The organism is Oceanobacillus salinisoli, from assembly GCF_009733865.1.
In the GTDB taxonomy this organism is placed as follows: domain Bacteria; phylum Bacillota; class Bacilli; order Bacillales; family Amphibacillaceae; genus Oceanobacillus; species Oceanobacillus salinisoli.
The window spans coordinates 69,265-84,481 of sequence record NZ_WOFB01000016.1 but is presented as its reverse complement, the minus strand read 5'-3'; the positions used below and the strand labels follow the sequence as shown (position 1 = coordinate 84,481).

At 38.9% G+C, this 15,217-nt stretch carries 15 protein-coding genes and 3 pseudogenes; all 18 read left to right on the top strand.

Features of this window, described 5'->3' with window-relative positions; genetic code table 11:
• Window positions 1–70: 70 nt before the first annotated feature.
• A complete protein-coding gene (locus GMJ66_RS12320) occupies window positions 71–550 on the top strand; it encodes a flavin reductase family protein (RefSeq protein ID WP_156290622.1) in 480 nt (159 codons plus the stop codon).
• Between the two features lie 37 nt (window positions 551–587).
• Window positions 588–1,435: pseudogene (locus tag GMJ66_RS12310) on the top strand (FAD synthetase family protein).
• A gap of 5 nt (window positions 1,436–1,440) precedes the next feature.
• Complete coding sequence (locus tag GMJ66_RS12305; RefSeq protein WP_156290619.1) at window positions 1,441–2,214, top strand: 2-keto-4-pentenoate hydratase; 774 nt, start codon at window positions 1,441–1,443, stop codon at window positions 2,212–2,214.
• Between the two features lie 14 nt (window positions 2,215–2,228).
• Window positions 2,229–3,111: pseudogene (locus tag GMJ66_RS12300) on the top strand (acetaldehyde dehydrogenase (acetylating)).
• A 2-nt stretch (window positions 3,112–3,113) separates the two neighbouring features.
• Entirely contained in the window at window positions 3,114–3,947 is an 834-nt protein-coding gene (gene dmpG / locus GMJ66_RS12295; RefSeq protein ID WP_269321877.1) for a 4-hydroxy-2-oxovalerate aldolase, read from the top strand.
• Window positions 3,911–4,106: pseudogene (locus tag GMJ66_RS20915) on the top strand (hypothetical protein). Before dmpG ends, GMJ66_RS20915 begins: the two are co-directional and overlap by 37 nt.
• 1,385 nt (window positions 4,107–5,491) lie before the next feature.
• The gene (locus GMJ66_RS12290; protein ID WP_156290618.1) at window positions 5,492–6,493 is read left to right on the top strand and encodes an NAD(P)/FAD-dependent oxidoreductase; all 1,002 of its coding nucleotides are present in this window, start codon (window positions 5,492–5,494) and stop codon (window positions 6,491–6,493) included.
• An 18-nt stretch (window positions 6,494–6,511) separates the two neighbouring features.
• Window positions 6,512–6,754, top strand: a complete 243-nt coding sequence (locus tag GMJ66_RS12285) for a DUF362 domain-containing protein (protein ID WP_156290617.1) — start codon at window positions 6,512–6,514, stop codon at window positions 6,752–6,754.
• 50 nt (window positions 6,755–6,804) lie between these two features.
• The gene (locus GMJ66_RS12280; protein ID WP_156290690.1) at window positions 6,805–8,118 is read left to right on the top strand and encodes a phenylacetate--CoA ligase family protein; all 1,314 of its coding nucleotides are present in this window, start codon (window positions 6,805–6,807) and stop codon (window positions 8,116–8,118) included.
• Window positions 8,119–8,172: 54 nt separating this feature from the next.
• Window positions 8,173–9,153: a 1,2-phenylacetyl-CoA epoxidase subunit PaaA gene (paaA, locus tag GMJ66_RS12275; RefSeq protein WP_156290616.1), complete on the top strand. Its 981-nt coding sequence runs from the start codon at window positions 8,173–8,175 to the stop codon at window positions 9,151–9,153.
• A gap of 35 nt (window positions 9,154–9,188) precedes the next feature.
• A complete protein-coding gene (gene paaB / locus GMJ66_RS12270; RefSeq protein WP_156290615.1) occupies window positions 9,189–9,512 on the top strand; it encodes a 1,2-phenylacetyl-CoA epoxidase subunit PaaB in 324 nt (107 codons plus the stop codon).
• Entirely contained in the window at window positions 9,509–10,300 is a 792-nt protein-coding gene (paaC, locus tag GMJ66_RS12265; RefSeq protein ID WP_156290614.1) for a 1,2-phenylacetyl-CoA epoxidase subunit PaaC, read from the top strand. The genes paaB and paaC overlap by 4 nt, the downstream gene beginning before the upstream one ends.
• A 24-nt stretch (window positions 10,301–10,324) precedes the next feature.
• Window positions 10,325–10,849 carry a 1,2-phenylacetyl-CoA epoxidase subunit PaaD gene (paaD, locus tag GMJ66_RS12260; protein ID WP_156290613.1) on the top strand — a complete coding sequence of 175 codons (525 nt, stop codon included), beginning with the start codon at window positions 10,325–10,327 and terminating at the stop codon, window positions 10,847–10,849.
• Window positions 10,850–10,851: 2 nt separating this feature from the next.
• Window positions 10,852–11,154, top strand: coding sequence for an EthD family reductase (locus GMJ66_RS12255; RefSeq protein WP_156290612.1), 303 nt, complete (start codon window positions 10,852–10,854; stop codon window positions 11,152–11,154).
• The gene (locus GMJ66_RS12250; protein ID WP_156290611.1) at window positions 11,147–11,923 is read left to right on the top strand and encodes an enoyl-CoA hydratase/isomerase family protein; all 777 of its coding nucleotides are present in this window, start codon (window positions 11,147–11,149) and stop codon (window positions 11,921–11,923) included. Before GMJ66_RS12255 ends, GMJ66_RS12250 begins: the two co-directional genes overlap by 8 nt.
• 12 nt (window positions 11,924–11,935) lie before the next feature.
• Window positions 11,936–12,709 carry an enoyl-CoA hydratase-related protein gene (locus GMJ66_RS12245; protein WP_156290610.1) on the top strand — a complete coding sequence of 258 codons (774 nt, stop codon included), beginning with the start codon at window positions 11,936–11,938 and terminating at the stop codon, window positions 12,707–12,709.
• Between the two features lie 16 nt (window positions 12,710–12,725).
• A complete protein-coding gene (locus tag GMJ66_RS12240) occupies window positions 12,726–14,243 on the top strand; it encodes an aldehyde dehydrogenase family protein (RefSeq protein ID WP_156290609.1) in 1,518 nt (505 codons plus the stop codon).
• A gap of 110 nt (window positions 14,244–14,353) precedes the next feature.
• Window positions 14,354–15,217, top strand: a complete 864-nt coding sequence (locus tag GMJ66_RS12235) for a 3-hydroxyacyl-CoA dehydrogenase (RefSeq protein ID WP_156290608.1) — start codon at window positions 14,354–14,356, stop codon at window positions 15,215–15,217.

The window sequence follows — 15,217 nt, the reverse complement described above, 5'->3', positions numbered from 1 at the left end:
GCTTTATAATCGTGGTTTAAAAATTTGGGATGGGAGAAACTGAATGAATCATACTGAGGAGGTTTTAAATATGAATGATCGTCAATTCCGTAATGCAATGGGAAGCTTTGCAACTGGGGTTACTGTAATTGCGACTGAATCGAATGGAGATACACATGGAATGACTGCGAATGCTTTCATGTCACAGTCACTGAATCCAAGACTGATTATTATTTCATTAAAAGAAGATGCGTATATGTTAACAAAAGTAAAGGAAAGTGGGCAGTTTTCCGTTAACATCCTATCCGAAGAGCAACAGGATTTATCCATGATTTTTGCTGGTCAGAAGAAGAGTGACAAAGAAATCGACTTTGATTATCTGGACGGAAAGCCGGTGCTTCCAGGTGCTCTTGCACAAGTTGCTTGTAATGTTAAATCTGAATATGTAGAGGGCGACCATACGCTTTTAGTTGGTCAAGTAACAGATATTCATTTTGAAGACGGAGAACCACTTATTTTCTCTAAAGGGAAATATCGCACATTGGAAAAAGCAGTAACTACACAATCCTAACAAACTATTAGAAAAAAGAAGGTGGGAGAAAATCCTTATGAAAATAGTACACTTAGATTCCAGTAATCTTGAATACTGGAAAAACCATTCAACACCAAATGTCATGGCATTGGGATTCTTTGATGGGGTTCATAACGGACATAAAAATGTGATCATGACTGCCAGGGATATCGCAAATGAGAAAAAACTTTCCCTTGCAGTAATGGGCTTTTTTTCACATCCAAAAACCATTCTATCCAAAGACAACAAAGAATTTGACTATTTAATGCCACTTTCAAAAAAAGCCTCCATTTTAGAGTCCTTGGGTGTTGATACGTTTTATTGGTGAAATGTGATAAGGATTTTCTTTCCATTCTTCCGGAACAATTTGTTTCTAGTTATCTGCTTGACATGTGTGTTATGCATGCAGTAGCTGGATTTGATTTTTCCTATGGCCATAGGGCAGCTGGCCATATTGATCGCTTAAAAAGGGATTCTTCTAATCGAATTGATGTCACAAAAGTGGCTAAGATTGAGTTTCAGAGGAAAAAGATAAGCTCAACCTGGATAAGAGAGCTCATCTTAAAAGGGGAAATGAAATTACTATCCAATATTCTCGGCAGAAAATATGAAACCGAAGTGTACTGGGACGGGGAATGCTTTCAATTATCACCGTATTATATGCTCCCCGCCCAAGGATTGTATAAAGTAGCACTTATCATGCAAGGGATACGTCAGGAAATAGAAGTTTTCATTCCTACAAATCAGGACGGAATCTATCTAACTGAAAAACGAAAACACAGGTTTCTTCCAAACGGGAAATGTAACATGATTTGGTTACATCAAGTACGTCATGCACAAAAACTGCATGCTGAAAGTGCATCTATTTTACAGATAAAAGGGTGAAAACGATGAACATAAAAGAAGCGGCTCAGGTACTCATTGAAGCAGAAAAAACCAAACAAACGATTGAACCATTTACATCAAGTAACGATCTTACCAAAGATGAAGCCTACCAGATTCAATTAGATATGATTGATTATAAGAAAAGAAATGGTGCGAAAGTGGTCGGTAAAAAAATTGGGCTAACGAGTAAAGCCATGCAGGACATGTTAGGAGTCAGTATTCCGGATTATGGTCATCTTCTGGACAATATGATTTACAGAGAAGAGACGGCCATTTCTTTAGATGAGTTTATTCAACCGAAAGTAGAATTCGAGATTGGGTTTGTTTTAAAGGAAAAACTCCAAGGTCCCGGAGTAACGATAGAAGATGTTGTAAAGGCAACGGATTATGTTGTACCAGCTGTTGAGATTATCGATAGCCGGATACGAGATTGGAAGATTAAATTTGAAGATACCGTTGCAGATAACGGATCATCAGCTGGTGCAATCATCGGAAAAGACTCCAAACCATTAAGTGAAATCGCCCTTCCAGAAGTGAAAATGTCATTATATAGAAACGAAGCATTTATTGATTCTGCGTACGGATCTGCTGTAATGGGCAATCCGATTGAAGCTGTTGCATGGCTGGCAAATGAGGTTGGTACCTATGATATTTCACTGAACCCTGGAGAGATTATTCTAGCAGGGGCCTTGTCCAAGGCGCTTCCAATTGAAGGCGGGGATACGTTTAAAGCTGAATTTGAAAACCTTGGAACTGTTTCAGCGACGTTTAAAAAGTAAAGGGGGATTTTTTTATGTCAAAATGCAAAGTTGCAATTCTTGGCTCCGGAAACATTGGAACCGATTTAATGTATAAAATTGAACGATCAGATGCGTTGGAATTAACCATGGTAGCGGGAATTGATCCTGATTCAGAAGGGTTGCGTCTAGCTAGTGAACGCGGATACTTGACAACAACCAAAAGTGTTGATGGACTTCTCAAGCATCCGGACCAATTTGAAATGGTGTTTGACGCAACATCTGCGAAAGTACATCCATCTCATAGTGAAAAACTGATGGCAATTGGAAAACAAGTACTTGACCTAACCCCTGCTGCTATTGGACCATTCGTTGTTCCTCCAGTGAATTTGAAGGAATTAAAAAGTGAACCAAATGTTAACTTAGTTACTTGTGGTGGTCAGGCTACGATTCCAATGATTCATGCGATTCATCGTGTCCCCTGTTTCCTATGCCGAAATTGTTGCGACCATCTCAAGCAAAAGTGCAGGTCCAGGAACACGATCGGATATTGATGAATTTACACAAACGACAGCAAATGCAATTGAAAAGGTCGGTGGTGCGAAAAAAGGAAAAGCAATCATTATTCTAAACCCTGCTGAACCACCTGTTATTATGCGCGATACGATTCATGCAATGGTAGAAGAAGAAGGAAAAGAAGCAGAAATCCTCGAGTCTATTCATGATATGGTGAAGGAAGTACAAACATATGTACCTGGCTACCGAATGAATACAGAACCACTCATTTCCGAAAAACAAATTTCTGTCTTTGTTGAAGTGGAAGGGGCCGGAGACTTTTTCCCTACTTATTCCGGTAACTTGGATATCATGACAGCAGCGGCAACAAGGGTAGCGAATGAATTAGCATTACAACGCATCGCTCAGGAAGGAGTAAAATAAAGATGATGAATCGCAGTTTTGAAATAGTTGACGTAACCCTCCGCGATGGAAGCCATTCCATGAAACATGCGTTTACAAAAGAGCAAGTAAGAGAAACGGCAAGAGGTCTGGACCAGGCTGGAGTAAATTATTTCGAAGTATCACATGGAGATGGTTTAGGTGGATCCTCATTGCAATATGGTCTATCCAAAGTGAATGAGCTCGAATTAATTGAGGCAGCTGCAGCTGAATGCAGTCAGGCAAAAATTTCTGTTCTACTTCTTCCTGGGATTGGAACGAAAAAGGAACTAAATGAAGCGGTAAAAGCAGGCGCGAATATGGTACGTGTTGCAACCCATGTGACAGAAGCGGATGTAGCCAAGCAGCATATTGAATTAGGACGCGAACTTGGATTAAAAACGGTAGGATTTTTAATGATGGCCCATATGGCACCAATTGAAAAACTCGTTGAACAAGCAAAATTATTTGAAAGCTATGGCGCAGAAGTTGTTTATCTAACCGACTCAGCAGGTGCACTCTTGCCGGATGAGGTTTCAGAAAGAATTACAGCACTTAGAAATGAATTATCGTGTGAAATTGGATTTCATGGCCATAACAACTTATCGATGGCAATGGCAAACACTGCTACTGCAGTAAAAGCAGGTGCCACGTATATTGATGGAAGTTTACGTGCATTGGGTGCGGGAAGCGGTAACACACAAACAGAAGTGATGGTAGCTGTTTTTGAAAAAATGGGTTACAACACAGGAATTGATCTTTATAAAATTTTGGATGTTGCAAATAGGTGGTTGCCAAATATATGCCACGCCCACAAGAGGTCACTGGTTCCAGTGTAATGATGGGGTATTCCGGAGTATATTCCAGTTTCCTTCTACATACAGAAAAAGCTGCCAAGCAGTTCCATATCGATGAAAGAAAAACTTGGTGAAATGAAAGCTGTTGGAGGACAGGAAGATCTTATTTATGAAGTAGCGGCTAAGATTGCAAGTAAATAGCGGTGGAGCATCGGGCACGCGACCGGACAGGGGACAGGTACCTTGGTTCGGTTCTTGATTTATAAAAGTAGTATAAGAATAAATAGCCGGATCAGTTTATTGATCTGGTTCTTTTTTTTGTGGGAGGGGAGGGAGTTGAGAGACTGTAGGTGGAAGCGCACGAGAAAGCATGTGATTCGAGTGGTATTCAGGGAAATCGCCGGGCATGTGCTTAGATAGCGCTGCAGCAGAGTTCAATTGCACGAGCCGGCGACTTAGTTGAGCAGTGAGTGGCATCAAACGCGCTAGGGAGGATTCGAATCGAGCGACAACCTAAATAAATTCGAGCGAGCATCTCCCAAATAGCCGAGCCACCGAAGTAGAGCGAGCCCAATGCCAACCCGATTGAGTTCAGACCCAATTGAGCAACAGCCACCTGTTACCCTATTATAAATCTAAACATTTTGAAGTGCCCTCGGCCAGCTCGAACGCCAATTCCGATTCTTGTTAAAATTAGCGTTGATTCAGAACATGAATAAATCACTGCTTCTAGGTAACTTTAATTAATGGTTGATTTGTTGCTTGCATGTAGAGGAGAAGGGCTAAGTATCTCTTTTTCATCAAGCATTCATTCATTTTTAAATCTTCTATCATGGAGGGAATAATATTGGTTAAAGACAGTCATGCTCCAAAGAAAAAACATAATGGAAATGCCAAAAGACCAGATGAGCAAAGAAGATCCAAAGGCAAATCAAATGCAAGAAATACGGAATCTTAATTGTAATATTAATTAAATAAGTGGACCGAAGAGGAAAGGGAAGATGACTCGGTTTTGAAAATGGCAAGGCAGGAATGCTTGGTTGTGGTTCCTGTCTATTTTTGCAGATTAATCCTCTCAAAAACGCTTAAACCAATCTGAGCTGGAGTTAACGTTAGACAGCCTGTAAATATTCGGTTTTATTTTTAGTTCAGCCTTCTGTCCGTCTTTTAGGTAGGAAGCCCACATACACTCGCAAAACCATTCTTCACTACTACAAAGAAACATAAAGAAATAAGACAGTCTGTTTTTAAAAGATAGAAATATTGTTAAGCTAGATATTTTAATAAGCCCACATCTTCTCTGATGTCGGTTTATTTTTTGTATGCAAAACAAGTATCGGAATTAAATTGGATTTTATAATTAACTCCTAAAATACATTAACCAGGTACATAAAAATTATGACTCCGAGGCCTATAAATCAGAAGATAAAACGAAAATTATCTAAAAATAGTTTTCTGAATTATTTTTTTATAAAAAATATTGACATATTAAAAATAGGTTGTTAATATATCAATTAATAATATGACGTTAAAAAAACGTTATATGAAATAAACGTTATTTGGATTTGGGGGAGGGGGTGTCAACAATGGATAAGGAGATGTATGACGTAACCATAATTGGCGGGGGACCAATCGGACTCTTTGCAGCTTTCTATGGTGGAATGCGACAACTAAAAGTAAAAATAATCGAGAGCTTACCACATTTAGGGGGACAACTGAATGCGTTGTATCCTGAAAAATATATATACGATATAGCTGGTTTTCCTCAAACAAAAGCAAAAGATTTGGTGGACAGTCTAGTGAATCAGGCAATGCAATTTGAGCCTACCGTTGTACTCAATCAAACTGTTGAGGGAGTTGTTAAAACGGATGATGGCTATTTTCAAATGGTTACAAATAAAGAAATGCATTATTCCAAGACTATCCTCATTTCAGCTGGAATAGGAGCGTTCGAACCACGAAGACTTAACTTCGAACATGCAAAACAGTATGAAGGGAAAAATCTCCATTATTTTATAAATGACCTGAATCACTTTGCAGATAAAGATATTTGTATTTTAGGAGGAGGAGATTCGGCTGTTGATTGGGCATTAATGATGGAACCAATTGCAAATAAGGTTAGTATCATTCATCGCCGAAATAATTTTAGGGCTCATGAAGCAAGTGTTCGAAAGCTAGAGGATTCAGATGTAAATATTCTTAAGCCTTATAATTTGAAGGAAATTCACGGTGATGACGAATATATACAATCCATTACTATACAAAATTTGGAAACAAATGAATGCGTTTCCGTAGAATTGGATGAATTAATTACGAATTATGGGTTTGTATCTTCACTGGGCCCAATTAAGGAATGGGGATTGGAGTTCCATAAAAACTCTATTATTGTCGACTCTACAATGCGTACTAATGTAGAAGGAATCTATGCAGCAGGTGATATTGTCACCTTCAAAGGTAAAGTTAAATTAATTGCAACAGGATTTAGTGATGCTGCAACGGCAATAAGTAGTATAAAGACTTATATTGATCCTAAAGCAAGACAACAGCCACAGCATAGCACGAGTTTATTCGAGAAAATTAAAGCTTAAGTATAGGAGGAATAGATAATGGCATTTGTGATAACTTCTCCTTGCCGAAATGAAAAATCAGCTGAATGTGTGGAGGTTTGTCCGGTGGATGCAATCCATCCTGGTGACGATATGTATTTTATTGATCCAGATGTATGTATCGACTGTGCTGCATGTGAAGCAGTATGCCCTGTGCAGGCAATCTATGCGGAAGAAGAAGTACCTGAAGAGGAAGAAAAGTTTATTTCACTTAACAGAAAGTATTTTGAAGAGATTTCTTAATCAAATAATTATAAAAGGAGGTATTAATTTACGTGTTTTTTAACGAGGAAATGGAAACGCTTGCTCCGGATGCCAAAGAGGAATTGCAGTTAAATAGGATAAAAGATACTATCCAAAACGTTTACGAAAATGTCTCCTTCTATCGAAAAAAATTCAACGAGAACAACATTACTCCGGATGATATTCAATCATTAACAGATGTACAGAAACTGCCTTTTACGGTAAAAAAGGATCTTCGTGCGAACTATCCTTTTGGATTATTTGCAAGACCTATCAATCAAATTAGACGCATGCATGCATCCAGTGGAACGAGTGGTAAGCCAACCGTTGTAGGTTTTTCAGAAAATGATCTTAATGTATGGGCTGAAATTGTTGCAAGAGCTATCCGGGCTTGCGGTGGGGAACCAGGTGGAGTTCTTCATAACGCATATGGGTATGGTTTATTTACTGGGGGACTTGGAATCCATTACGGTTCTGAAAGATTGGGAATGGCTACTGTCCCCGTTTCCGGTGGTAATACAGAACGTCAAATCACCCTTATTGAAGACTTTAAGCCAACAGTCATTACAGGAACACCAACTTATGTCTTAAATATTGTAGATAAAATGGAGAAAATGGGAAAAGACCCACGAAAAACAAGTTTGAAATATGGGATATTTGGTGCTGAAGCGTGGTCAGAAGAATTGAGGAATAACTTGGAAGAACGTCTTGATATAAAGGCAATGGATATTTATGGATTAAGTGAAGTAATGGGTCCTGGCGTTGCTATCGAATGTAAAGAAGCTCAAGATGGACTTCACATAGCCGATGATCATTTTTATGTAGAAGTCATTAATCCAGAAACGTTAAAACCAGTTCCAGAAGGCGAAGAAGGAGAACTTGTTTTTACTAGTTTAACGAAAGAAGCCTTACCAATTATTCGATACCGAACAGGTGATGTTGCATCCATTACTAGAGAACCTTGTAAGTGCGGTAGGACATCCATTCGTATGTCCAGAGTGAAAGGCCGTATTGACGATATGCTTATTATCCGTGGAGTGAATGTTTTTCCATCCGAAATAGAAAGCGTTTTATTATCAATCGAGGAGCTTGCTCCCCATTATAAACTGATAATTAGTCAGGATGGTGCACTGGAAAAATTGCTATTGAAGGTTGAGATGGATGAACAAATGTATGAAGTTATAGGTCAAAATTTGGAAGATGTGAAAGTAAAACATCTTTCCGAGAAGATTTCAAGGAAATTAAAAAGCAGTTGTCTTGTAACGATTAATACACAAATTGAACCACCTGGGATGATTCCAAGAACAGAAGGAAAGGCTATTCGAATTGTAAGAGAGAAAAAGACTTCTTCTGTTGCTAATTAACAATAGTTTTTACTATTGTCATGGTAAAAATTTTTAAAAGAGGAGGAGATCAAAATGGAAGTCATTCATTATAGGGAGCTGACAGATGAAGAGAAATACGAGCATTTTATGGAAAGGATTGAAAATGACGAAAAAATTGAGGCGGGAGATTGGATGCCAGATGAGTATAGAAAGGCTTTAATTAAACTTATTTCAAGCCATGGTGCAAGTGAAATTATGGGAGCTTTGCCTGAGAAGGAATGGGTCCCAAAGGCTCCAACCATTGATCGGAAATTATCTATTATGGCAAAGGTACAGGATGAGATGGGACATGGTCAATTGCTGCTCCGTGTAGCAGAGGATTTGTTAAAGCCAATGGGGAAAAACAGAGAGGATCTTCTGCAGGATTTATTTTCGAAAAAGTTAAAATTCCATAATGTATTCCATATGCCATCACCTACTTGGGCTGATGCAGCGATTATCGCTTGGCTTGTAGATGGTGCAGCTATTCTCACACAAACGATGTTGTTAAAAACTTCCTATGGTCCATATGGAAGAGCATTAAAGCGGATCTGCCAAGAGGAATCATTTCACGCAAAACATGGGGAGAGCCTTGTATTAGCTCTAGCTTCAGGAACAGAAAAACAAAAGCAAATGTTACAAGAGTCACTTAATCGCTGGTGGGAACCATTGCTAATGTTCTTTGGTCCTAAATCTACAAAAGACATTGGGCACTCAAGTGTAGATATTAATATGAAATATAAAATTAGATTCAAGACAAATGAGGAGCTGCGTCAGGAATTTTTGACGAAATATGTAGAGAAAATTCAACTGCTTGGCTTAACCATTCCAGATGAAACCATCTGCTTCGATGAAGAAAAACAAGAGTGGATTTATCAACAGCCAGATTGGAAGAAGTTTAAACAGGTGGTATCAGGAAATGGACCTAGATCAGATGCAAGAATTTCCCTAAGAAGAGACTCCTATGATGAAAGTGAGTGGGTTCGTGAAGCACTTTCAGACTATAAAAATAAAAATCAATCATTAGTAGGCTAAGATGGATCTATTATCAAATGAAGGAGATATGAAATATGGGGAAGGAACAGTTTTATGAAGAATATGAAGTGTTTAGTAGAAAGAAAGATGGACTTTCGTTGGAACATCGATTCAGTCTTCTAGCACCTAATAGAGAGATGGCTTTTGTTATGGCAAGAGAGAATTTTTTTCGCCGTGAACCTATTAAAGAATTGTGGGTGGTTAAACGTTCCGATATTAGATTAATGTCGCAAGAGGAAAGAGAAGGATTTAAAAAATTAGATAATAAAGCGTATCGTGAAACAAAGGGGTACGCCAATCTGCCAAAGCTTTGGAAGTACTTTGAAGAGAAAAGGGAAACAGGCGGTGTTAATCCATGAGTCACTATGAAACAATCGTTCGTGAATTATTATACCAATTGGCTGATGACAACTTTATTCATTCCTACCGTGGCTCAGAATGGTTAGGCTTAGCGCCGCACATTGAAGAGGATGTTGCTTTCTCATCTATTAGTCAAGATACGATGGGGCACGCATCCATTTACTATCAGTTACTTGAGAAATTACTAGAGGTCCCTGTTGATGAGATTTCTCATAATCGGAAACCAGAAGAATTCCGTAATGCCATTCTTTTGGAAGAGGTCAACGGACCAGGAGATTATTTAAACAGTCCAAAATACGATTGGGCATTTACCGTTGTACGTCATTTGTTCTTCAATATATTTAAGGATATTCGCCTACAGTCTTTAAATCAATCCAGTTATGAGCCGCTTGTTCATGCAGCAAGAAAAATTCAGACGGAGCAATATTATCACTTAATGCACTGGAAGACATGGTTTTACCAATTAATGTCCAGTACAGAAGAAGCGAGGAGCAGAATGGAGCAAGCGATATATCGTGTATGGCGGGATTTTGGTGGTGTCCTTACCTTAGGAAAATATGGAGGAGAAATGAGTGACTTAAAACTTATTGCTCCAGAGGCACAGTTAAAAGAGGAATGGCTGAACCAAATACAGCAGCTCTTTTCTGAAGTAGACTTTACGATAAAAGATGATCCTGGGATGGAAAAGGGGAACGGGAGAAATGGTGAACACACAAGTGATTTAGTAGATGCCTTAAACGTTTTAAGTGAAGTGTATATTTCCGATGAGGAAGCAGTTGGCTGGTAACCGTACTGAAAAGGAAGTGCAAATATGCAAAGAGTTCATTCTAATCTCGAAAGGAAGGTTTATCAGATATTACAGCAAGTGACAGACCCTGAAATGCCCTTTATTAGTATAGTTGAGTTAGGGATGGTGGAGGAGGTAATAGCAGAAGATAATTATGTTTATGTTAAGTTATTACCTACATTTAGTGGTTGTCCTGCTTTGGATATGATCAAAGGCGATGTTAAAAGGAAAACTCATGATGCAATTGAGAGCTTTGATCATTTGTTAAAAATAGATGTCGATTTTAGTTTTTCCCCACCATGGACGACAGACCGAATTAGTGAAACCGGTAGAAAAAAGTTAAATAAAAATGGAATTACCCCACCACCAGCTGTACACACGAAAGGCGATCCTTGGGAGATTGATTGTCCATACTGTGGTTCAACCTACGTAACAATGGAAAATATATTTGGACCAACAGCGTGCAGAAGTATTCTTTATTGTAACAACTGTAAGAATCCATTTGAGGCAATGAAGCCAGTGGCTAATTTAAATGAAAAGGTGGAATAAGAATGGTAAAACTAATTGCTTTGTATAAACAACCAGAGGACAAAAATGCGTTTGATGAGCATTATAAAAATGTGCATACCCCAATTACAAAGAAAATTCCGGGATTAAGGAAAATGGAAGTTACTAAAATTGTCGGATCTCCAACTGGGGAGAGCGAATACTACCTGCTTTGCGAAATGTATTATGACGATTACGACGCATTAAAACGTGCGATGAAAACAGAAGAATCGAAAGCATCTGCAAAGGATTTAATGTCTTTTGCTGGAAATCTTGTCACAATGATGATTGGTGAGGAAATTGAATAACTATCAATATATTAATGCCTGGGTAGATGATGGGATTGCAAGAATTGAACTAAATCGGCCAAACGTATTAAATGCATTAAGCCGTTCGATGATAGCTGAGATTATAGACAGTTTAACTCATTTTGACACATCGGATGATGTAAAAGTAATTGTCCTATCAGGAGCCGGTAGATCTTTTGCTGCAGGTGCAGATATCAAAGAAATGGCAGAAGATGATCCAATATCATTGGAAAAGTTAAATCAATTTGCAGATTGGGATAGAATTTCCAATATTAAAAAACCAATTCTTGCAGCTGTACAGGGATTTGCCCTGGGTGGAGGATTTGAATTGGTGTTATCCGCTGATATTGTATTTGCAGCTGATCAAACCAAGTTCGGTTTTCCTGAAGTCAATCTTGGTGTTATGCCCAGTGCGGGTGGAACGGTCAAACTTTCCAAAACAATTGGATACAGGAAAGCACTAGAATGGCTTTGGACGGGGGAGAGAATGGGTGCAGCGGAAGCATGTGAATTAGGACTTATTAACAAAGTTACTCCCCCTGAACTTCTCATGGAAGAAATACTCACCTTTGCTGGGAAGCTTAAAGAACAGCCTCCTCTTTCATTAAGACTAGTTAAAGATACTGTAAACAAAGCATTAGACCTTTCCGTATACGAAGCAATGCAATATGAAAGGAAAAATTTCTATCTCCTTTTTGCATCCGAGGATCAAAAAGAAGGAATGAGTGCTTTTATGGAAAAAAGATTACCGAACTATACAGGGAAGTAGGGGGTGATAATGATGTACGAAACGATTCATAGTGAAGTGAAAAATCATGTAGGTTGGATAACTCTAAACCGTCCAGATAAGCTGAATGCTTTTACAGAGATGATGAATCGCGAAATCATGGAGGAATTAAAATTACTGAACCAAAATAAGGAAGTCAGGGCAATTGTTATTACCGGTGCAGGGAAAGCGTTTTGTTCGGGTGAAGATTTAGCTGGGCTAAGTGCTGATGCGGATCATAAAGAAATTATCTTGAGTCGTTATAAGCCCATGATTGAAACTTTAGCATCGGTTGAAAAGCCTACCATTGCTGCAATAAATGGAGCCGCAGCGGGTGCTGGATTTAGCTTAGCAATTGCTTGTGACTTTCGAATTGCTTCTGAAAAAGCTTCGTTTATTCAGGCATTTATTAATATCGGATTAATTCCTGACTCCGGTAGTCTGTATTATCTTCCTCGAATAGTTGGGATCGCAAAAGCAATGGAGCTAACCATACTGGGTGAAAAATTACAGGCTAGTGAAGCAAAGCATTATGGTCTGGTAACGAAAGTTGTTGCAGGAGAATCTTTAGATGAAGAAACGCAGCAATTTGCAGAAAAACTAGCAAACAAGCCAACAAAGGCAATTGGTTTAATAAAGAGGTATCTTCAAAAATCCTACGAAACACCTTTAACTCAAATGTTAGACTATGAGGCAAACGGTCAAAAAATAGCTGGTCAAACAAAAGACTACAGTGAAGGAGTAAAAGCATTTTTTGAAAAAAGAATTCCCGAGTATAAAGGATATTAATTTAAGGAGTGATAGTATGTTAAAAACGGAAGAGAAAAGTATTTTTCAAACAGAGTTAAAACGAGATGCGTATCAAATGGTTATAAACGGTAGGTTAGCAGATGCTGAAACAGGTGAAGTTTTTACTGTCTATAATCCGGCGACAGGTGAAGCAATTGGAGAGGTTCCAAAAGCAGGCAAAAAAGATGTTGATTTAGCGGTTGAAGCTGCCCGTCATGCTTTTGATTATGGGAAGTGGAAAAAGTATCCTGTTGGAAAACGTGCAAGAGTATTGAACAAGATTGCTTCCATTATGCGCAGTCGTTTTAACGAATTAGTAGAAATTGAAATCCTAAATAGTGGTAAAACATTAGCTGCAGCGCAAGGTCAAGTTTCCCAGGCAATTGAGGACTTTGAATTTTACGCAGGGGCAATCGTTGGACATCGTGGAGAAGTAAATAACGTTCCGGGCCGTTTCTTTAACTATACACAGAAAGAACCTGTCGGGGTTGCAGCACAGATCATTCCTTGGAATTATCCGATGATGATGGCCGCATGGAAGATTGCACCAGCTATTGCTGCGGGTTGTTCGGTAGTGTTAAAGCCGGCAAGTTTAACGCCAATTACAGCTATTATACTGACTGAAATATGCCATGAGGCTGGAGTCCCGGAAGGTGTAGTAAATGTAATTACTGGCCCTGGTGGAACGATTGGTTCGTACTTAGCGGAGCATGAGGGGATAGATAAAGTTGCCTTTACAGGGGAAACGGCAACTGGAAAGGATATTATGTCCAATGCATCTAAAACGCTAAAAAGAGTAACGTTGGAGTTAGGTGGGAAATCTCCTAATTTAGTATTTCCTGATACAGATTTAGAAGCAGCTGTGAATGGTTCCTTATTTGGTATTTTTTATAACACGGGTCAATCTTGTGAAGCAAGATCTCGCTTATTTGTGCACGAGGATATTTATGAAACGTTTATGGAACAATTTGTTGCAAAAACGAGAAAACTGGTTGCGGGCGATCCATTCTCTGAAAATACCCATATAGGTGCAATAATTAGCAAAAGTCAATTAGATAAAATTCATCAGCATGTGGAAAATGCAGTGAAAGATGGAGCAACAGTCGTTACTGGAGGACACCCATTGGAGATTGAAGGCTATGAAAATGGGTATTGGTATGCGCCTACAATTATTACTAATGTTACGAATGATATGCGGATTGCACAGGATGAAATTTTCGGACCAGTAGTTGTTGTCATGAAGTTCAAAGATGAAAAAGAAGCAATTAAACTCGGTAATGACACGGAATATGGATTAGCGGCGTCTATTTGGGCTAAAGATCAAGGATTAATAAAACGGGTATCTGATGGGTTACAGGCAGGTATCGTAATGGTAAATTGCCCATTCTCAGCTTTTCCTGGAACCCCATTTGGTGGGTATAAGCAGTCTGGGTTTGGTCGGGAGCTTAGCGTTGAAACACTTGATCTCTACACAGAAACGAAAAGTGTGCTTTCATACTCAGGATCTAAACCGCTTAATCCGTTAAACGTATAGATCTAGGTAAGAGATTAGCAGTCTAATAGAAATGAAATATGGCGAACTGAATCTTTAAAAGGTAAGGTTCGCCTCTTAACTTTATAGAACTCTGTCAGGAGGAATGGCTAATGAAGGAAAGATCCGTAGTAATTGGTGCTGGTGTGATGGGCCGAGGAATTGCATATGTTAGTGCGATTGGCGGTTATCAAGTTAGTCTAGTCGATGTTAGTGAGGAAGTTTTGCAGAATGCTGAAAGAGAAGTGCACAGTAATTTTGAAAAGGGTATTCAAAGGGGAAAACTTCGTAGAGAAGATGCAGAGCAGGCCATGCAAAGGATGAAGTTTAATACAGACTTTACGGAAGTTGCTAAAGAGGCAGATTTAATTATTGAAGCTGTTCCAGAAAAGAGGGAATTAAAAAAGAGTATCTTTGAAACTCTTGACAAGTTTGCATCTGATAAATGTATTTTAGCAACGAATACATCAACGATGAGTCCAACGGAAATAGGCTCATTTACGAGCCGTCCCTCGTCCGTCATTGCAATGCATTTCTTTAACCCCGTTCATAAAATGCCGTTAGTTGAAATTATTCGTGGAATGGAAACAAGTGATGAAACCGTTCAGTATGTTGAGTCAGCAGCAAATAAGATGGGAAAACAGACCGTAATTGTTAATGAATTTCCAGGATTTGTGACGAGCAGAATCAGTTGTCTGGTTGGAAATGAAGCATTTCACATGCTCCAGGAAGGGGTAGCTACTGCTGAAGATATTGATAAAGCTGTAAAACTGGGATTGAATTTCCCGATGGGACCTTTAGAACTTGCTGATTTAGTTGGTTTGGATGCTCGCTTAAATAATCTTCGCTATTTGCATGGTCAATTAGGTGAAAAATATCGACCAGCACCGCTTCTTGAGAAATATGTAAAGGCAGGAAGGCTTGGAAGAAAAAGTGGTATAGGTGTGTATGATTATTCCAAAAAGGAAAGTGAGTGA